The sequence below is a fragment of the Wolbachia endosymbiont (group A) of Udea olivalis genome (genome assembly GCF_964028365.1).
Lineage (GTDB): Bacteria > Pseudomonadota > Alphaproteobacteria > Rickettsiales > Anaplasmataceae > Wolbachia > Wolbachia pipientis.
In genome coordinates this window covers 1,127,421-1,147,445 of sequence record NZ_OZ034773.1, presented here as the reverse complement: position 1 = coordinate 1,147,445, position 20,025 = coordinate 1,127,421, and the positions used below count along the sequence as shown (strand labels likewise).

General features: G+C 34.3%; 12 protein-coding genes and 2 pseudogenes. 9 read left to right on the top strand and 5 right to left on the bottom strand.

What is annotated here, in order from left to right; all coding sequences use genetic code 11:
* Positions 1–2: 2 nt before the first annotated feature.
* From ABWU32_RS05310 to ABWU32_RS05295, 4 genes are all read right to left on the bottom strand, one after another.
* Positions 3–1,679, bottom strand: a complete 1,677-nt coding sequence (locus tag ABWU32_RS05310; RefSeq protein WP_353278471.1) for a WG repeat-containing protein — start codon at positions 1,677–1,679, stop codon at positions 3–5.
* Positions 1,640–3,967 carry a glycosyltransferase gene (locus ABWU32_RS05305; protein ID WP_353278468.1) on the bottom strand — a complete coding sequence of 776 codons (2,328 nt, stop codon included), beginning with the start codon at positions 3,965–3,967 and terminating at the stop codon, positions 1,640–1,642. Before ABWU32_RS05305 ends, ABWU32_RS05310 begins: the two co-directional genes overlap by 40 nt.
* Positions 3,924–4,877: an NAD-dependent epimerase/dehydratase family protein gene (locus ABWU32_RS05300; protein WP_353278466.1), complete on the bottom strand. Its 954-nt coding sequence runs from the start codon at positions 4,875–4,877 to the stop codon at positions 3,924–3,926. Before ABWU32_RS05300 ends, ABWU32_RS05305 begins: the two co-directional genes overlap by 44 nt.
* A 125-nt stretch (positions 4,878–5,002) precedes the next feature.
* Positions 5,003–5,752: an NTP transferase domain-containing protein gene (locus tag ABWU32_RS05295; protein WP_353278464.1), complete on the bottom strand. Its 750-nt coding sequence runs from the start codon at positions 5,750–5,752 to the stop codon at positions 5,003–5,005.
* 165 nt (positions 5,753–5,917) lie between these two features.
* Here ABWU32_RS05295 and ABWU32_RS05290 point away from each other — a divergent pair, with 165 nt between their 5' ends.
* A complete protein-coding gene (locus ABWU32_RS05290; RefSeq protein WP_353278462.1) occupies positions 5,918–6,784 on the top strand; it encodes an IS982 family transposase in 867 nt (288 codons plus the stop codon).
* Positions 6,785–7,302: 518 nt separating this feature from the next.
* Here the strand turns inward: ABWU32_RS05290 and ABWU32_RS05285 are convergent.
* Positions 7,303–9,417, bottom strand: a complete 2,115-nt coding sequence (locus ABWU32_RS05285; RefSeq protein WP_264375765.1) for an AAA family ATPase — start codon at positions 9,415–9,417, stop codon at positions 7,303–7,305.
* A 2,530-nt stretch (positions 9,418–11,947) separates the two neighbouring features.
* On the opposite strand from ABWU32_RS05285, the gene ABWU32_RS05280 reads away from it, so the two are divergent.
* The 8 genes and pseudogenes from ABWU32_RS05280 to ABWU32_RS05245 all read left to right on the top strand — a co-directional run bounded on the left by ABWU32_RS05280 (position 11,948) and on the right by ABWU32_RS05245 (position 20,018).
* On the top strand, positions 11,948–12,406 hold the full coding sequence (locus ABWU32_RS05280; RefSeq protein WP_353278460.1) for a crossover junction endodeoxyribonuclease RuvC: 459 nt from the start codon (positions 11,948–11,950) through the stop codon (positions 12,404–12,406).
* Between the two features lie 109 nt (positions 12,407–12,515).
* A pseudogene (locus ABWU32_RS05275) lies at positions 12,516–13,136 on the top strand (ParB N-terminal domain-containing protein); the annotation flags it as partial.
* Between the two features lie 590 nt (positions 13,137–13,726).
* Entirely contained in the window at positions 13,727–15,199 is a 1,473-nt protein-coding gene (gene ltrA / locus ABWU32_RS05270; protein ID WP_264378235.1) for a group II intron reverse transcriptase/maturase, read from the top strand.
* A gap of 155 nt (positions 15,200–15,354) precedes the next feature.
* A pseudogene (locus ABWU32_RS05265) lies at positions 15,355–15,957 on the top strand (DNA-methyltransferase); the annotation flags it as partial.
* A 28-nt stretch (positions 15,958–15,985) separates the two neighbouring features.
* Positions 15,986–16,471 (top strand): hypothetical protein, encoded by a 486-nt coding sequence (locus tag ABWU32_RS05260; RefSeq protein ID WP_281508715.1) that lies wholly within the window; start codon positions 15,986–15,988, stop codon positions 16,469–16,471.
* A 19-nt stretch (positions 16,472–16,490) separates the two neighbouring features.
* Entirely contained in the window at positions 16,491–17,981 is a 1,491-nt protein-coding gene (locus tag ABWU32_RS05255; RefSeq protein ID WP_353278457.1) for an ankyrin repeat domain-containing protein, read from the top strand.
* A complete protein-coding gene (locus tag ABWU32_RS05250) occupies positions 17,978–19,813 on the top strand; it encodes a phage terminase large subunit family protein (RefSeq protein WP_281508752.1) in 1,836 nt (611 codons plus the stop codon). The genes ABWU32_RS05255 and ABWU32_RS05250 overlap by 4 nt, the downstream gene beginning before the upstream one ends.
* The gene (locus tag ABWU32_RS05245) at positions 19,803–20,018 is read left to right on the top strand and encodes a gpW family protein (protein ID WP_253309294.1); all 216 of its coding nucleotides are present in this window, start codon (positions 19,803–19,805) and stop codon (positions 20,016–20,018) included. The genes ABWU32_RS05250 and ABWU32_RS05245 overlap by 11 nt, the downstream gene beginning before the upstream one ends.
* Positions 20,019–20,025: the final 7 nt, after the last annotated feature.

Below are 20,025 nucleotides of genomic sequence, written 5' to 3'. Positions count from 1 at the left end.
GATTAACACCTGACATCAATGACTGATAAGTAATCTGTTAAAGGCACAACAGCAAAAATTTTGAATCCTTTTACTTGTTTTAATATTTTGTCCCAATCGCTTAATGTTCTTAGTTTACCTCCTGTTTCAACCATTACATTAATATCTACAGAGCCTCCAGCTGGAGAGCGGTAATCTAAAATAGTTTCTATCAATAAAATACGAGATATTCCTTTGACCAATTTTAAATAAGATAATACTTTATCATCATCATAATGCTGTAGAAAGCGGCAAAAGACACCTAATTCATAATTTGTAGCTGATAGTTCTTCCTGAGTTATAAGTTTGACTTTTAAATTTTCTACTAACTGTCTTGGTACTTTATGTTCGTTATATAGGCCTATAGAACCTTTATTGTGTATATCAGAATAAGCAAGAAATAAGGAGTGTACACCAAATAGCAATATATTCTTAGCACCATCTATATTGATCCTAGAATTAAACTCTTTAGTATCAAACCTAGAATATCCTAGCAATGCTTGGTAAAACGCTATTTTCTTATCTTCTGATGCTTCTCTTTCCTTAAAAGATTCAAATGAAGAGATTGACTTCTGTTTTAGTATATCGGCAATATTTAACCAATTCTTTTCAGCGGCAACTCTTGCCCACATTGTTGCTGCTTTTGGCAAAAATGGTATTTCCTTAAAACACTTACCTTTTGATGATAGTTTCCATAAGTCCTCGTCCTTATCATAATCAATAAACCCTATTTCCCACAACGCCCTTAACAGCCTTTCTAGATTTGGTACGATAATGTTTAACTTTTTAGATAAAAACGGCACAGTTGCAGGTAAAATATTTAACAAATCAAGTTCAATAGCAACGCTTGTTAGGTAAGTTTTCCAAAAGGCTGAAAGTTCTGCAGAAATCCTATGCACTTGAGATTCTTTACCTAAATCAAAAATACTAAACTTTACATTTCCGGTAATATCGATTTGTCCTAACACACCTTCAAAAGTTTCAACTTTTGCCATCCCATTATAGAATGCTTCTACCATTTTAAATCTCTGCTGGTAAACAGGATCACCATTAATATCTATATGAAACCAACCATGTTGATCTTCTGCAATAGAATACCCTTTATGAAAAACATTAAGTTTTTTATACCATTTATTATGTACTAACTTTCCATGATGATTAATATGTGTAGCTTTACCATCCTTATAGACTACAGCGATACCATCCTTAAAATCTCCAACATAATCATATTCCTCCTGATAAATCCTGTTGCCATTTAAATTAATATGAAAACATTTATCATGTCTTCTAACTACACAAGCATCTTCCTGATAATTTCCAATCCATTGATAAGACTGTTTGTATACTCTACATCCAGATGAATCAATATGGTAACACCCTGTATCATCTTCTACGGCTGCTCTATTAAAGTAGAATCCAAAAGTTTTTAGAAATCTATTATGATAAACTGCTTCTCCTCTTACATTGATATGATAAGCACCTGTCTGATCATAAACCGGTGCAAGACCGGGCTCATGAAATTTACCAACCTTTATAAACCTATTTTCATACAAAGGATTTCCTAGTAATTCGTGAAAACTCTCACACGGTGAAATTTTAATAGATTTAAGATTATCTTTGATTAATTGATCAAAGGTTTTCTCATGTTGCATGTTTTGCATAATTTGTAATTTAAATAATTCTTTTGTAAGCTTAGGTACTCACTACTCTGCCATATTTCCTCGAGTTTAACCTCATTAACATTACCAAAATTTCCTAATGTCTTACGGAGTTCATCTGGAGCACAGCAAGGACTAAACTTTCCTTCATTGTTTATCCATGCTTCTTTACCTAAAAATGGGCATTGACCACCTGGAGCCAAATCCTTAATACCTTCTTGAGAAAGGATTGTGAAATTTTCTAATTTTATCTTTTTACCATTTGGCAATAGAATATTATCTCTAAGTTCGTATAACCTTCTCACCTCCGTGTTCCATCTACTAATTGCTAACTCATCTCTTCTCATAGATAGATCCTTAATTTCCTCAAAATGTGCCCAAAGATGATGTCCTTTAACTCTATCTATGCCGTTTTTTATGGCCATCTTAACTATGTCATAGAGTTCATGTAAATTACTTTCCAAAAATATTAATTGTAAAGTAACGGTACACCTTTCACCTGTATCGCTAAAGTATTTATCTCTAACTTCAAGGAAAGTTTTTAAATTTTCTGTCACTACTTCCCATTTTGAACCTTTCATGATTCTTTCATGAGTTTCTTTAGTTGCCCCATTCCAGGAAATCTTAACATCAGACAAAATTGGCACCAATAATTCAGCCCATTTTCTAGCTCCTTTAATAGGAAAAGAACCATTGGTCGTGAGGTTAAGCTTAAGGCCGAACTCATGGCACAAATTGATTATTTCATCAAAGCTTTTATACATTAAAGGCTCACCCATAGTAGAAGGAATGATTTCCCTTAAAGGTGTTCCAGCTGCTTCCTTAATTACTTTTCTGATAGTTTCTATCGACAGTATCTTAGGTTTTATTCCTTTAGCTTTCTTCTCTTCTTTAACTTTGCTGTATGGTGAAAAACATTCGCACATTATACAAGCAAAATTGCAGTAATCTGGATTAGTATCAAAAGTAATTCTCCAAGGACCAGGTTTCAAAGCTACTGATTTGCCTTTCTTTTCAATAGCATTACGGTAAATCTTGTTAAGTTTCTCAGTATGCTCACCTATAGAAGGTATATTTCCATTTTCAGTATAAGGATAGCCTTTTTGGGTAAGTTTATTATATAACTCCTGATCTGTAGATAGGACTTGCATTTTTTCTGACAAACTACTTGCATCTCTGTGCTTAAATAATAGTCCATCTCTTACATATTCTGCCATGCCACCATAATCGGCTGTTATAACTGGTATTCTAAGTTGCTGTGCTTCATGTATTACTAACGGTGAATTTTCACCCCAAATTGAAGGAACGACTATTGCATCGACTTTATTAAATACGTCAGTAACTATATTCTTATTATCATAACTTCCCATCCATTCTATTCTTTCTTTAACAACAGGTGAAAACTGATCGGCAATCGCTTTTAAAGCTTTAGTTTCTTCTCTTGCTGCTCCCCAAATTCTAAGTTTTGCTTTAGATGATAAGTGAGAAAAAGCTTTCAATAATAGATCAACACCTTTCTCGGGAGTATGAGTACCAATATAACCGAAAATAAACTCTTTTTCTTGCGCTCTATTTCTATTCTTAAGACGATTGAGATCAAAACCATAATCAAGATAAGAAATTTTGTTTATCGGAACATTAAAATCCTGAGTAAATTTATCCATCAAGAATTTCGATGGGGAAATAAAGTAATCTATATAGTCTATTATTTTCCTTGTGTGCTTCATTCTAGTTGCAACCCATTGTTCCCAATAATTTATGTCTGAATTCAGGAATTCTTCATCTCCTGTAAAATATCCCTTGTAACATTGGGTTGCACATTTTTGATCCTTTTGTCCATCACAAAGCTGTAATAAATCTTCAGAATTACGTTGAATAAACCTTCCTCTTGGACACATTAACCAAAAGTCATGTAGCGTAAAAATTGTAGGTATATTTTCTTTAAAAGCAATTTCTGGTAAAGTAATTGATAGATGATTAAGATGACCAAAATGTATAAGATCTGGCTGAAAGTTATCTATTATTCTTTTAAATTTTATATTTACTTCTTCATTGATAAATTTATAACGATATTTAGCTGTAGGTATATTAATTAAATGCAGTAAAATCCGGGAATCACTACGATCTAGGACTGTAGTGTAATAAAAATCAGGTAAAAAGCTATTTTCATACCTGGTAAATACTTGTACCTCATTGTTATTTGCTAGTTCATGAGCAAGAGTTTGGCTGTAAACCTCTGAACCAGCACTATAATAAGGAGGGTAACCATGAATAACTTTTAATATTTTCATATATTACCATATCTATATTGTTAGGATATTCTTTTGTATTGTTTTGCAGACTTTTTATAAATTTACTTAATCCTATTTCTAATGAATACTTTGGAGACCAACCAAGTAGCTCTTTAGCTCTAGTAAAATCACCATGGAACTTAGTTACGTCAAAATTTCTTGGAGGATAAAAATCAATTCTAGAATCACTTTTCGTGACTTTTAATATTGTTTTTGCTAAGTTTTCTAAAGTACATGGGCTATTAGTAGTAAGATGAATAGCAGGAAGAGAAGATTTTTCACTTTGTAAATATTTAACAGTTAAGCATATACCCTCTATAACATCATCCAAATAGGTAAAATCAAAAACACATTCTTTACCTTCTATTTTAATTGGATCACCTCTTAATGCATTAATACAGAGTGCAGGAATTACTCTACTGTTATGATCTAGTAAACCACCATATACATTTGAAAAGCGTAATATTGCTACATTAAAATCTTTTAAACTTGTTATTTGTTCCTCAATAAATGCTTTGCCTTTGGCATAATTATTTATTGGATCGATACTAGCAGATTCTGTAACTGGCAGTTCCTTCTGCTCTCCATAAACTTCCCTACTACTTGCATATATAAACCACGGTTTATTTGGAAGTGACTTACATAACCCTAAAAACCGCATTGTACCATCAACATTAATTTTTTGACACAGTGTAGGATAAAGTTCACCATGTATAACTCTAGAAATTGCAGCCAGATGAATGATTCCTGTACACTGAGCAAGTAGTGGTACTATATCTTCTGAAAAAAAACTGAGTGGATTATCGCGAAACCTAATATCGCAGCTTATTACTTCATGGCCTTGGTTTTCTAACTTTTTCACCAAGGTTGACCCTATCAAACCTGCAGCACCTGTTATTAATATCCCCATGTATACCCTCTCACTACAACTAGGAAAATTTGTCGTACCAATTATCTTACAAGTAAGAATTAAAAGGTATTATAAAACCAGTATAAAATAAATGTCAACTTAAATTAGTGAATAAAAAAATGTAGTTATGAAATAAAAGTTGGCTGCCTTCTTTCTTGAAAATAGTGTTCGGCTTTAATCAAATCCTCCTTATTATTTACTCCCATTGCTTCTCTTTCATCAGAGACTACATAACCTACACTCAAGTTATTGGTTGCTGCAATGGGTACTATATCATTAAGACAATATTCATTGGTCGAATTATTGAATTTTATTTCTTTTACTAAGGTAAAAAGATCTTTAGCATATGAAACTATTATTCCAGAGTTTGCAAGAAGCATTTTATCTCCATTTTTTAGGATTTTTTGAACATTTCCGTAATTATCAATTACTAATCTTCCATATTGTTCATCTTGACTATTGAATCCAAGAAGAACTAAATTATTATACTTTAAACAATCAGTCATTTTCATAACTGTATCACTAGATATAAAGGGAGTGTCTCCATACTGTATTAAAACTATGTCTTGATTAGATAACTCCTCCAGATTTTCTAGAGCAATTTTAACTGCAGTGCCAGTACCTGTAATATCTTCTTGAATTATTAGTTTTATATTGTATTGATCGATTATACTTTTTAGGGTATCAAACTTTTCTAAATCTTTTAGAAGGGAGTTGTTAACAACAATTGATAAGCTTTTTAGACTCAGCAATTTTGCATTAGAAATTATATGTTCTAAAAGAGTAAGATTTCCCACTTGGTGCAACGCTTTTGAATATTCAGAATTCATTCTACTGCTCTTTCCTGCTGCTAATATTATCAAAATGTTACTCATACATAACTCAGGAATTGATTAGGTAGTAAGTTAATTTATAATTAGTAAGATGTAAAGTCCACTGTAATTTTCTAGAAACCCCAACTATGGATTAGCAAAGAGTAGAAAAGCTGGAAAAATAGGGTAAACTCCGAAAATATTTTGTGATAAATATAGGAGGTACCCATGAAAAAGGATATTACAGAACTTTATTGTTTCGTCGAGGATTTTTGTCGTGTTATTGATAAAAATTTTGCTGATAAGCTCCTGTCAAACGGTAAAAGACCAACCAGAGTAGCTGGAATTACTGTTGCTGAGATCCTTACAATTACCTTATTATATCATCAATCACCATGCAAAAATTTCAAAGCTTTTTACTTGCTTTATCTGCCACTCTACAAAGCAGAATTCCAGAAGTTACCGTCTTATGACAGATTTATTGCCCTTAAACCAAGAGTTTTATGGTATCTGGCACTACTGTTGCAGTGGTTCTGTACTCAAGCAGAAATGACCGGAATTTCCTACATTGATACTACTACAATCACTGTTTGTCATGAAAAAAGAATCTCCAGAAACAAAACTTTTTATGGTTTGGCAGAAATTAGTAAGAGTACATATGGCTGGTTTTTTGGCTTTAAACTGCATCTGATTATCAATGAAATTGGTGAAATTCAGGCATTTACGTTAACAAAAGGCAATGTTGACGATCGAAAGCCGGTAGCAAATTTAACCGAAAAACTAACAGGCCTTTTATTTGGTGATAAAGGTTATATTAAAAAAGATCTATTTCAAAAATTATTTGATCGTGGGTTACAGCTTGTCACTAACATTAAAAAGGGCATGAAGAATATCCTGATGCCACTTCGTAACAAGATTTTATTAAAAAAAAGATCGATTATTGAGACGGTTTTTGATTTCCTGAAAAATAAATTTGAACTTGAACATACGCGACATAGGTCTCCTATAAATTTTTTGGTGCACATTTTTTCAACATTAGTTTCATATTCTATGCACTCAAAAAAGCCCTCTATTTCTATGCCTTATTTCCTTTAGTAATCCATAGTTGGGGTTAGAAGATAACTACCATCGAACAGACAAAACTCGTTAAATTAGCATCTGTAGTAATTCTTAAGTAAAATTTTAGAAAGAGACGCCCCATAGTTATAATTGAGTGTGTGCTACTTTCAAGTATGGTTTTTATTGATGAAACCTCTTAGACCACTCTGTTTGAAATAAGGTAACTACTGCTTAATTCACCAAAAAGCCTGTAATTAAGTTTTAAAGCGAGTTTGCCCAAAACACACAAATCGATTGTACCTCTTTAGCGTCTGTAATGCCCTTTAAAATTTGAATAAAAGGTACTTTTACTAATTCTATTAGTATAAAATAAACTTGTGCATGATGTTATCGTCATTTTTATTCATTGTAAAGAAAATTTTGTATGAAAGTTTTTTAGAAAACTCACTTACCCCTCTTAAATGTTCTGAACATTCTGAAAATTTGAATAAGTGAAAACATAGGCTGTTTGTAAACAAAAAAGTAATTGCTATTTTCAGAAACTTTTTGAAAAATTACCATAAAACATCTAAATCTTTAATAGGCAAGACCGCACCATTTGCTTGTAGATAGTAATGTGTTGGCTTTATTAACTTGTGCTCTACTTTATCTCCTACTGAAACTTTAAATTCCATATCCTGCACACAAAGAAATCCATATTTAGAATTGGTTCCATATCCTGCAGCATTACGAAAGAATTTAATCTGTCCAAGAGTTGCAAGATTATTTATTCTTTCTCTAATATTGCGCTCACTGCCAAGCCCTTCTTCTCCTTCAAAACGCTTTGCAAATTGTCCAGCAGTATAAATATTACCTTGATATGCGCTACTGCGAATTAAACTCAAGATAACCTCATGTTTTCTCATCCGTTCTAAATCCAACTTTTTGCTATATTGATCTCTGATTATTGGTTCTGAATTTAAAACTGAATTGTCATGTACAAATGCCCCATTTTTCCAGTAAAGTGTCATTTGCCCGTTATTGCACTGCGAATAGTTAGATTTTTTGCGCGATAAAATTCTCTCATCAGGAGAAGCATTAGCTTTATCTGGTCTAGTCAAATACCAACGAGACCTTACTGTATTATTCCATGCTGTTGAACCACCTGTACCAGTTTTACGTATTATTCCCGCATCAGAAGGATGGGCAAGTAATAAAACAGCTCCTTTTATTTCTTGAGCTATTCGACCACAACAACCTTGAATAAATTGTCTCACATGAGAACGGTCGTTTTCATTTCCTCCAAATAGGTCTGCTGCTGTATCTAATACCACAAGCTTCGGCTGAAACGATTTAATATCCTCAAGTAACTCTTGAAAGTAAGTAGTTAATTGACCAGTATCTTTGTTATTAAAAACCATAAGTTGATTATTGTGCCCTGCTCGTGACCATAAGCCAACATTATCCTGAAAATCAGAAGATTCCATACCTGATTGATAAAATTCATTTATTGCGCATTGCCGACGCCAAAGTTCTTCTTCATCATCTTCACAGAACACACCGTATGTCTTTATTTTTTCCAGATCTATTCCAAGCCAAGGTTTACCAAAAGCAGCGGCTGTCATTAATTGTTGAGCAAGGAGAGATTTTCCAACACCACCATCACCATAAAGAGCTGTAACACTTCCTAAAGGGAGCCAATCCTTAATAACCCACTTTCTTTCTGGAGGGATATTGGTCCAAACTGTAGTATCAATTCTTTTTGACTTTCTTGAAGAATAAGGGCTTTTGTTGTTAAGGATAAATTCTTCAACGTTCATTCCTTCTAGCACACTATCTGCAGCATCCCAAGATTTTGGCTTATCTTGAGGAATCTTGAGAATAGAAAGTGATGCAACTCCAAAACCAGAAAGCTTTTTTGCGGCTTCTTGAGCATAATCTTTTCCAGGATCATCGTTATCTGGCCATATAATAATGTGTTTACCTTTAAGTGGAGTCCAATCAGTTTTCTCAATAGGTGCTTTTGCTCCAAACATTGCTGTTGTTGCAGTGATCCCTTGTTCTATGAGTAGCTCAGCACATTTTTCCCCTTCTACCAATATCACTCTATCAGATTTAGTGATGCCTGGAATGTTATACAGAGGCCTGATCTCAGGTGCAGTAAAGGTAGATTTTTTAGCATCAAATGGTTGATAACTTTTTCCTGAAGCAGTATCATAACGATATTTGCTGGCAATCAACTGATTATCCTGATCGAGATAGTCCCATTGAGTTATTCTCTTTTGCTCTTTAGTAGGTCGCTTGTTACATCCTATCCATTCACTTATCGAAGAAATTACTTCAACAAATTCTATTTTAGCGTTTTTCCCATGTGCAGCTGCCCAAAGATCAATAATGTCACCACCGTCCCCAGTTGCAAAATCAATCCATAATCCGACCTTTCCATACGCTAATTCAACTTTGAGGCTTTTGCCTTTATTACCTTGTACATCACCTATCTGAAATTTGTCACCATGAAAAGTTCCTCTTGGAAATAAATAAGAAAGGCATGATCTTATGTTTAATAATAGTTGTCTTTTTATTTCTTCTACATCAAATTGCTCTAATGGTTCTAAATGTGAGACAGTATTGTTAAAATCATAATTTAAAGTATTTTTTTCTTTGACGTCAGTTAAAAAATCTTGTATCATAAGTTAAATCTCCTTTTAAAGTTAAGTATTTGAAAGGTTTTTGAGTAAGGCTGTTTTGATGGGGGTCTTACTCGTTGTTGTTGAGGAAAAGCTATGGTGGGGGTTCTCTTAGCATATGTTTTACGCCTAAGTGAAAAGCGTATTAAGAAAGTTTTTCATTAATTGGCTAATAAAACTATTCAATAGGTTTATGAAATGTGAGGGTATTGAAGCTCTTTTTAATTAAGAGATAAACCTCTACGCCTATTCTACAGCATTCTTCTTACTATGTCAACTTCTTATAAAATAATCATAAAGTCATAATGCTTCTATTTTGTCACATTGATATATTACATACTACTAATATGTAATATATATTATATATAAGGAAATTTACCATTTAACATTTTGGCTAAACCTCCCCATATACGCAGCTTTGAGCCAATTGGTAATTTTGCCAAATGAAATCTTATTTGCCATTTGAAATTCTTTTAAAGTATTGATTTTCGTGCATTTCTCTTTGTAGGTTCATTTGGTTATTTGGTAGATTTGCCAAATGATTTGCATTTTGAAGCTTAAGTAAATATACCTATATGGTAGAAATTTGATAACAGTTGCTTACTGCATAAACTAAGTTTACTTATTAGTATAACCCAATAGATGCTTATATTTCTGTACCATTTACTATAGTATACCGGATCTCTTATCGATCTTTCCGTAAGTGAGGAAAACTTTTCCAAAACACGGTTACTCCTTATTATAAAAATATCTAACTTTAAACTTACACTATTTCCTTACTATATATGTTCACTAAAATTACAAAAACTGTTCACTTTTTAAAAAAATTTTGCACAACTCCGCTTTCATACTCCACTAAATGACTTCTTTTCTAAACGATATATACTAGAAATGCAATCCGAAATATGAATTGCTCTAAAATTTTTTTCATTACGATTTTTCTATTAAACTTTAATAGAGCTTAACGTGTTTACAATATACCCAGGGGAGAGATTTTCCGTCTATAAGAAGTAGCCACAAAAATGCTGTATTAGTAAGGTTATTCATAATAATTATTTGTGAATTAAGCGCTTTAGATTCGAGATTACATAGATTTTTGGCAGTTTAAGCCATTTTAGATTGGAAAATGAAATCTCCTAAAAGGAAAAAACCCGGCTATATTAAAGGATTAAGAGTAATTTAAGTTTGAAATTCAAAAAAACTTCTTAATTGCTTTAAAAGCTAGGATTATAGCGGATTTTTGAGTGTAGCACAGTTTCAGGTAAAACCTTATATATTATATATATAATAAATAATAATATATAATAATAGAACATATAGGATATGTACCTTTCATAATACCTACCTAAATATTATTAACACGCTTAAATATTTAATTTTTAAATAACAAGTTAAGCAAAAAAACATGAACTGTAATAAGTTTTAACCTGGTGCTCAACTGAAATGGTTTTCAAAAAGGCTAATATACCGTCTATTTTAATTTTTAACCGAAATATAAAAGTCGTTTTAACCGCGTTTTTAAAGCTACTCATGACTTAGATGAAGGAGAAATTACCCCTTAGTCAAAGAACGCTTGTAACATAGCTTAGAATTGAAATAAATGGTATTACTAAGTATCTCCTACCACAATAAATCTCTTCTTAGCAAAAATACACGTTTAATTCTATCATATCTTTTATTTATTGCAAAGATTTTTTTCACGTGGTAGGAGTGCTGTTGGTGTTCATAGAAATTAAGAGCTACTTAAAAAGATACAAAAAAAGGGAGGGGACAAAAAAGCACTACCCTTTAAATGAGTTTAAATGCTATTTATAGAGTTGTTTGTAGTTAAAGCAATAGGAGGCCTTGCAAAGATATTCTAGCAGGTTTCTTCTCCTTCCTTTCTCAATTCTTTTGCTTATCTCTATTTAAAGTTAAAATATAAAGAACTCTTATTATTATAACAACTATTTTAATGAATTTAATTAACTAATTTTGACAATTTTGAAATTTATTTAAACTTTTTTGAAAAATTTCCGGAAAAAGTAGTAAGAAATCCGGTATATATATAATAAAAGGGCATTGTTTCAACGAGGTAGATACGCTTTAAGTACAAAGAAAATGTCAATCCTACCACTAACAAACATTTAGTAGAAAGGAAATTTGGTAAGCTTGAGAATTTATATTTTTTTAGATGAGATAAAAACTTCGTTTTAAAGCTAGATGTGATTCTATGGATAATACATACACAGCACTTCACCAAAGAACGCATATAACACCCTTTAAAACTTAATTAAATGGCATTGTCAATAACCTTACTACTATAGAACAAACCTGTATATAAGTCTAATACGATTTTTGTACTTTGCAAATAAAAAAAAATTGAACAGTTTTCGTAATTTTGGTGAATATATATAATAAGAAAACAACTTTCTGCAGTAGCACATAATTCTCGTTGTTGGCCTACAAAAACCTATGAATTTCTAGTGTATTTTGCAGAAACCAGACGATATTTTGGAGTAAGTGCTACTTGTAATTTTTTAAATAATAGCAAATGTCAACCCTAACACTAGATCTCGGCAAACAAACAGGCTGGGCAATTCTAACCAATGGAGTAATTGAAAGTGGTAGCAAAAGCTTTCATGGTAGCCGTTTCAGTGGAGGTGGAATGTGTTTTTTAAGTTTTCACAATTGGCTTAATTCTTTGAAACATGAGTTCACTGCAGTGTATTTTGAGGAAGTAAGAAGACATCTAGGAACTGATGCAGCGCATTGCTATGGCGGTTTTCTCGCAGTTCTGTCTGCTTGGTGTGAAGAGAACAATATTCCCTACCAAGGTGTTAATGTTAAAACTATAAAACGCTTTATAACAGGCAAAGGCAATGCAAGTAAGAGTGAAGTTATTGAAGCGATACGTGAAAAAAGTTTTTCACCTAGAGATGATAATGAGGCCGATGCTTTGGCATTAATGTTCTATATTAGTAAAGATATTAATAAGACAAAAAACCCATAAAAAGTGGGTCCTTTCGGCCATAATGGCGGGTTTGGTGGGTTCGACCCCAGGCCTTCTTTAGCGTCAGAGATATTTTAAATATTAACTTTTTAATTAGCACAGTAATTATATGAATTTAGCAATCCACTATTATCCTACTCAAAATCTCATCGAATATGAGCGTAATCCACGTAAAAATGACGATGTAGTGAACAGAATGTGTGCTTCAATCAGGGAATTTGGCTTTCGTATACCAATAGTTGCAAAAAGCGATGGAACTGTGGTTGATGGTCATTTAAGACTTAAAGCAGCAAGAAAACTTGGTATGGAAAGTATTCCAGTGGTCTTAAGTGATAATTTAAATGAACCACAAACCAAAGCTTTTCGGTTACTGGCCAATCAATCAGCTAATTGGGCAAAGTGGGATGATGATCTTTTGAGAGTGGAAATTCAAGAGCTAGAAGATTTACAGTTTGACTTAAAAATGACAGGATTTGAATTAGAAAAAGTTCAACGGTTTCTCGATGATTTTGACGGTGAAAAAGAAGATCTTTCTGACTTAGTTGTTGATGACAAAAAGGTAGAAATAACAAAACCAGGTGATCTATGGATTTTAGGTGATCATCGAATCTATTGTGGTGATAGCTCTTTAGTTGAATCATATAAAGCGGTATTAGACAATAAAATGGCAGATATTACCGTATGTGATCCTCCATATAACGTTGATTACGTTGCGACGCGAAGGCGTCAGAAGTAGCTGTTTCTCAGGATTTTCTAGGTTTTCTTAGAAAGATCAAGAAGAAACCGTCCGTGTTGCCGGATGAATCTAGGGGCATGAATTAAGTAGCTGCCCTGACAATGTAACAAAGCATTATGCGGGATACAAATTGCAAAAGGCGTATTCTCCCTCAAACCATACAGAGGGTAAGTGCTAGATAGTGAATAAGGTGAAGGTAACTGAACCTGTGATAAAGACCGTAAACGTTGACAAGCGAAAGCGGTTGATACGCTTGGGCCAAAAGGCATTGGAAGCAGGAGGAACATCTCGTAGTTGTGTTCCCGTAACCTATAAGCTTCTCGGTCGACAGCAGGCACCTAAGTTCACAAGCTACTTTTGGGGAAGCGTGGAAACCCTGTACTTGCTCCCTACCATAGTGGGGACAGCAAACTGTAAGGAATGCTTATGGCAGTGCAGGTTTGGGATGTCGGAAAAAGCAAAGGTCTCACTGTAATGGTGGGAATACCAGTTGAAACATTACTGGACATAAAAGTGTGCCCACGTCCGATAGGTCTTTCTTTGTAAGAGATTTTGGAGAACTTTTTATATATGAGGAAAAGCAAATGACAACACTGACATATTCAGCGATTGGTGCATCCTCTACACCTACAATTACATGGGAATCTATTAATTGGACTAAAGTGATAATAGGTGTCAAAAAGCTCCAGATGCGTATTGCAAAGGCTGTTCGAGAAAGAAGGTACGGCAAAGTGAAAGCTTTGCAATGGATATTGACACATTCGTTTACTGCAAAACTTTTGGCTGTTAAACGAGTCACTCAAAATCAAGGAAAAAACACCCCTGGGGTTGATGGCTTAGTTTGGCGCACACCGCAACAAAAGATCAAAGCTGTTCAATCGTTAAAGCGTCGAGGATATTGCGTCCAACCGCTCCGACGAGTATGGATTCCAAAAAGAGCAGGAAAAAAACGTCCTTTGGGAATACCAACTATGAAGGATCGGGCAATGCAGGCTCTTTATCTGCAAGCACTTGAACCAGTTTCAGAATCAATTTTAGATCGTCATGCCTATGGTTTTCGGCATAAAAGATCAGCTGCTGATGCTATTGACCAATGTTTTAAAACGTTGTGCCAAAAAGTATCGGCACCATGGATCCTAGAAGCAGATATCAAATCTTGTTATGACTCCATTAGTCATGCATGGCTTTTAGAACACTGCCCTATGGATAAGAAAATTCTGAAAAAATGGCTGACAGCAGGATACATGGATAAGAACACTTTTTATATCATTAAAGAAGGTACTCCTCAAGGAGGGATCATCTCTCCTACACTGATGAATATTACCCTTAGAGGCTTAGAAAAGACAGCCCAAAAATCTGCCTTTTGGCGCGATAAGGTTAATACTACCGCCTACGCTGATGACTTTATTATTACAGGAAGATCGAAAGAAGTCCTTGAAAACAAAGTAAAACCAGCAGTGTGTGCCTTTTTGAAGGAGCGTGGATTGGAATTCTCAGTAGAAAAAACTAAGATTACTTCCATTGATGAAGGATTTGATTTTCTAGGATTTACGATTCGAAAGTATCGAGGAAAGCTCTTGATCATGCCTTCTAAAGCAAGTATCAAAGAGTTCCTAAAAATGATCCTGGAAACCATGAGACTTCACAGCACAATAACAACGGAACAACTTATCTACACCTTGAATCCTAAGATCAGAGGATGGACAAATTATTACCGTCATGTTGTGTCAAAGAAAGTGTTCAACTATGTCGATCATAAGATCTTTGGTGCGCTTTTGAGATGGATTAAAAGAAGGCATCCAAATAAAAATTTTCAATGGAGAAAGCAGAGATACTTTTGCACCATTGGCAATAATAACTGGACCTTCTTTGCTAAGTCTTCAAAAGATAAAGGACAAGGTAGCATGGTAACTTTAATGCAAGCTGCCTCAATTCCGATTGTGAGACATGTCAAAATAAGAGCAGATGCTAATCCCTATGATCCAAAGTTTAATTCATACTTTTTCAAGCGAAATCTTGAAAGAAAGAAATACCAACATTGTATTAAGGAGAAGTAATTATGACGAAACTTGAGAACCAGTCTTCTATCGATAACAGCCGGGCAAATAAATCTGCCTTTGAAAGGCTTGAGCCGTATGACGGAAAACTGTCAAGTACGGTTCTTAGGGGGAAAAGGAGCGGCAACGCTTCTCTTTCTACCCGGCGTAGCAGTCAAGATAAAAAAATATTAAACGATAATCAAGGTGAAAAGTACGAACTTTTTCTCTACGACATCTGTTCCCATATTTTAGCATATACGAAAGGTGCAATTTACATCTGCATATCATCATCAGAGTTTTCAACTTTGCAAAAAGTATTTGAGGAAGCAGGAGGAAAATGGTCAACATTTATCATTTGGGCAAAGAATCACTTTACGCTAGGAAGATCAGATTATCAAAGACAATACGAAGCAATGCTTTATGGATGGAAAAGCGGCAATAAACGTGAGTGGCATGGAGGAAGAAATCAAAGTGATCTGTGGTTTTATGATAAGCCAACGCACAATACACTACATCCAACGATGAAGCCAGTAGAGCTAATGGAGAGAGCAATAGTTAATAGCAGTAGACCAGGAGACATAGTACTTGATCCATTTAGCGGATCTGGAAGTACACTGATTGCATGTGAGAGAACAGGAAGAATTTGTAGGACAATAGAGCTAGATTCAAAATTTGTAGATGTAACGATAAAACGTTGGCAAATATATACCGGAAGAGAAGCTATTCTTTCTGGTACTGGTAAAACTTTTGCAGAAATTCAAGAAGAAAATTCGTAAAAAGGAGCGAAAAGAGAGGAGGAAAAGAGTGGAAAAGATCACACAAACAGAATGGGCAAGAGAGATAGGAGTATCAAAGCAATATGTCTGTTATTTAGTAAAAAAAGGAATAGTTGAGTTGGAGGATGGTTTGATCAATAGAGAACAAGCAAATGAAGCAGTAGCGGCAATAAGAGATCCAAGTCAGCCACTGAGGAGGAAAAATCCAGAAAATGAAAATACAAGTAACCTTTCCACGATGTTGCTAAAAACTAGAATAAAAAATGAAATGGAACGAGGTAAACTTCTTGAGGCAAAAGCTAGGGCTGAGATAGGAGAACTTGTGTCAGTAGAGGAGGTAAAAACCGAAGCATTTAATGTAGCAAGAGTTGTCCGTAATAATTTGCTTAATATTCCAAATAGAGTTTCAGCGCTGCTTGCATCACTGAGTGACACTGAAAAGATTCATATGGCTCTAACTGAAGAGATTACAAACTCATTACAAGAATTATCTAACACTAAATTTCAAATATAAAAAAGATTTTGAATATAAAATGGCTGATAACTTAAGTTTAGAGTTAATAAAGTGTCTCATTAATCAACCTGGATTAGATGTTAATGTCAGAGGATTAAATGGAAAGACACCACTACATTGTGCTATAGAATTTGATGAATTAAGCATGGTGGATTTGTTACTCACGAAGAAGAATATTAATCCTTTTGTGGAGGATAATGAAGGTAAAACATCTCTTGATTACGCCAAAGAAGGGAAAAAAGCAGAAATATTACAAGCGTTAATTAGTAATAAATACGGATCAGAACAAGATAGCTTACTTCACTTAGCTGCAATGATAGGTGAAATTAATGCAGTTAGATATTTGATAAGAAAAGGTATTGACGTTAATGTACGAAATGCTCTGCATCATACGCCATTACATCTAGCAGCAGGCATAGGACATGAAAATGTTGTCAAAGTTTTAGTGGAAGAAGGAAGCGCTGAAATAGATGTCTTTGATGCACGAAATCAGACACCAATGCACTATGCAGTTAATAACAAGAAGTTGGAGATAGTAAAGTTACTGCTAAAGCTTGGAGCAGATGTAAATAGTGCGCGCATGGGACAAAACTCAATGAAATTGTCACCTGTTCATATAGCTGTAAGTAATACTAATTACGATGAAAGAGATTTGTGTTTGGATATCCTCAAATGCTTAATAAATGCTCCTAATTCTGGGGTCAATTTGCAAGACTACGAAAATAAAACACCACTACATTATGCTGAAAGACTTAAAACAATAGAAGTTTTACTAACGCGAGAAGATATAGATCCTCTGGTAAAAGACGATAGCGGTAAAACACCATTTGACTACGCTAAACCTGAGATAAAGAAGGCTTTGATGAGCAACAAATATGGATCTGAAAAAAATAGTTTATTACATTTAGCTGCACAAAGAGGAGATATTGAGCTTGTAGAGTCCATTTTAAAAGAAGAAGTTGATGTTAATATTTCAAACAACAAAGGTCTATCACCGATTTACCTTGCTGCAGAAAAAGGACATTTACATGTAGTAAAATTACTACTGAAAAAAGGAGCAAATTATACACCTGTTTTTCACTTAGCAATCAAATCAAACAATTTAGAGTTACTTAAAGTTTTGTTTACTGAAAAAAATGGAGCGTTACTCTGCAGAGACACCGTTATTAATTTCCCAACCCTTCATAACAAATATGTAGTACAGAGAGAAATAGCAGATAAAAGGATGAAAAAACATAATAATATTATCTGCATCTGTATTACAGTCAGCGCAATAGCAGTAGCAGTGTATATAGGGTTAATAACAACAATAAGCAGTGTAATCATTTTTACAACAATAACAGGGGTATTTGCGCTTGTTATAGCAATAATGATAAGTGAGATGAGCAAAAGATATATAGAAAACGAATTTCAGAAAAAGATGTTTATGGAATTGGAGGAGTGTGGAGGAATAAACTCTACTGTTAACGATATTGAGATAGAACCAATTATGAGTAGATGCAGACAATGATATACGCTAGAGCTTTTTCTGAAGGTTTAAGACCAGATCCAGAGCTTAAAGTATCAGAGTGGGCGAATGAGTATCGAGTTTTAGCTCCAACTGCAGCATCAGAGCCAGGTAAATGGAGAACAGAAAGAACTCCTTATTTAAAAGAAATAATGGATTCACTTTCTCCTTCTTCACCTGCAGAAAAAGTAGTATTCATGAAAGGAGCGCAGATTGGGGGAACAGAAGCTGGTAACAATTGGATAGGCTATATCATCGATCAAACACCAGGGCCAATGTTAGTAGTACAGCCAACAGTTGAAATGGGAAAGCGTTGGTCAAAAGGAAGATTTGCGCCGTTAATAGAGAGTACGCCATGTTTAAAAAGTAAAGTAAAAGACCCAAGATCAAGAGATTCAGGCAATACTGTACAAAGTAAGGAGTTTCCAGGTGGAATAGTTGTGATTACTGGAGCAAATAGCAGTGTAGGACTGAGATCTATGCCAGTAAAATATCTCTTTCTTGATGAGATAGATGCGTATCCAGGAGATTCGGGAGGAGAAGGAGATCCAGTTTTACTCAGCATAGCCCGTACTAATACATTTGCACGGCGAAAGATTTTTTTAGTATCAACACCAACGATTCATGGAATAAGCAGAATTGAGAAAGAATTTGAAGCAACAGATAAGAGATATTTTTTTGTACCATGTCCGCATTGTAATTATTACCAAATATTAAAATGGTCACAAATAAAATGGGAAAATAGCGATTCAAGAACAGCACATTATGTCTGCACTGAATGTAGCGGCAAAATAGAAAATCATCAAAAGACAGAGATGCTTGAGCGTGGAGAATGGAGAGCTACTAATAGAGTAAAAGGTGAGAAAAAAGGATTTCATCTTTCAAGTCTTTATAGTCCAGTTGGCTGGTATAGCTGGACTCAAGCAGTAGAAGATTTTCTTCATGCAAAAGAAAGTGAACAATTACTAAAAGTATGGATAAATACTACGCTTGGAGAAACCTGGGTAGACAAAGGAGAAGTACCAGATTGGAAGCAATTATTTAACAGGAGAGAATTTTTTCCCGTAGGCACAGTGCCTAGGAGAGAAGTGGTACTTACTGCAGGAGTTGATGTCCAAAAAGATCGTTTAGAAGTAGAAGTTGTAGCCTGGGGAAAAAGCCGCGAAAGTTGGTCAATAGACTACCAAGTATTTGAAGGAGATACAGGAAGTGGGGAAGTATGGGGAAAACTTTCGGAGCTCCTCAATCATCATTTTATCGGTGAAAATGGTCTTGAATACATGATAAGTATGATGGCAGTTGATGCCGGGTATGCAACGCAGGAAGTGTATAATTGGGTAAGAGGTCATCAAGGCTCTGGAAGAGTAATGGCAGTAAAAGGTGTAAATAAAGCACTAGTACCACTTAGCAGCCCAAGTAGAGTTGATATAACAGTTGGTGGTCAAAAGCTAAAAAGAGGAATAAAGCTCTGGCCAGTAGGAGTATCAATATTAAAGTCAGAGCTTTTTCAATTACTTAATATTTTAAAAGATGGTGAAGAAACACCGCCAGGATATTGTCATTTTCCGGAGTATGCACCTGAATATTTTAAGCAGCTAACGGCAGAGCAATTAGTCAGCAAAGTGGTAAAAGGATACACCAAACAAGAGTGGCAGAAGGTAAGAGAAAGAAATGAAGTACTGGATTGCCGAATTTATGCGAGAGCAGCATCTATTGCGCTTGGAATTGATCGTTGGCCAGAGAGTAAATGGAATAGTTTGAGTGGAAAAATAGAAAGTAAAAAACCTAAAAAAGTAAGACAGAGTAAGTGGCTTGGTAATCAAAATGTACAGTGAAGAATATTTAACTCAAGTTGAGAAAGCAATTCAAAAACTGCAAAGCGGAGAAAGAGTTGTCTCAATTGCATATGGTGACCATGTTGTCCGTTATGCAGAAGTAGATATAAATGATTTACTAAGCTTAAGACAACGTATTAAAGCTGAACTGAAAACCGTAGCCAAAAGAAAGATTATTTTTTCAACGAGTAAAGGGATCATATAATAATAAA

What these genes read in the sequence shown, in the direction of transcription:
- ABWU32_RS05310 (WP_353278471.1), bottom strand. Translation starts at nt 1,679, where the DNA reads ATGCAAAACATGCAACATGAGAAAACCTTTGATCAATTAATCAAAGAT.
- ABWU32_RS05305 (WP_353278468.1), bottom strand. Translation starts at nt 3,967, where the DNA reads ATGAAAATATTAAAAGTTATTCATGGTTACCCTCCTTATTATAGTGCT.
- ABWU32_RS05300 (WP_353278466.1), bottom strand. Translation starts at nt 4,877, where the DNA reads ATGGGGATATTAATAACAGGTGCTGCAGGTTTGATAGGGTCAACCTTG.
- ABWU32_RS05295 (WP_353278464.1), bottom strand. Translation starts at nt 5,752, where the DNA reads ATGAGTAACATTTTGATAATATTAGCAGCAGGAAAGAGCAGTAGAATG.
- ABWU32_RS05290 (WP_353278462.1), top strand. Translation starts at nt 5,918, where the DNA reads ATGAAAAAGGATATTACAGAACTTTATTGTTTCGTCGAGGATTTTTGT.
- ABWU32_RS05285 (WP_264375765.1), bottom strand. Translation starts at nt 9,417, where the DNA reads ATGATACAAGATTTTTTAACTGACGTCAAAGAAAAAAATACTTTAAAT.
- ABWU32_RS05280 (WP_353278460.1), top strand. Translation starts at nt 11,948, where the DNA reads ATGTCAACCCTAACACTAGATCTCGGCAAACAAACAGGCTGGGCAATT.
- ltrA (WP_264378235.1), top strand. Translation starts at nt 13,727, where the DNA reads ATGACAACACTGACATATTCAGCGATTGGTGCATCCTCTACACCTACA.
- ABWU32_RS05255 (WP_353278457.1), top strand. Translation starts at nt 16,491, where the DNA reads ATGGCTGATAACTTAAGTTTAGAGTTAATAAAGTGTCTCATTAATCAA.
- ABWU32_RS05250 (WP_281508752.1), top strand. Translation starts at nt 17,978, where the DNA reads ATGATATACGCTAGAGCTTTTTCTGAAGGTTTAAGACCAGATCCAGAG.
- ABWU32_RS05245 (WP_253309294.1), top strand. Translation starts at nt 19,803, where the DNA reads ATGTACAGTGAAGAATATTTAACTCAAGTTGAGAAAGCAATTCAAAAA.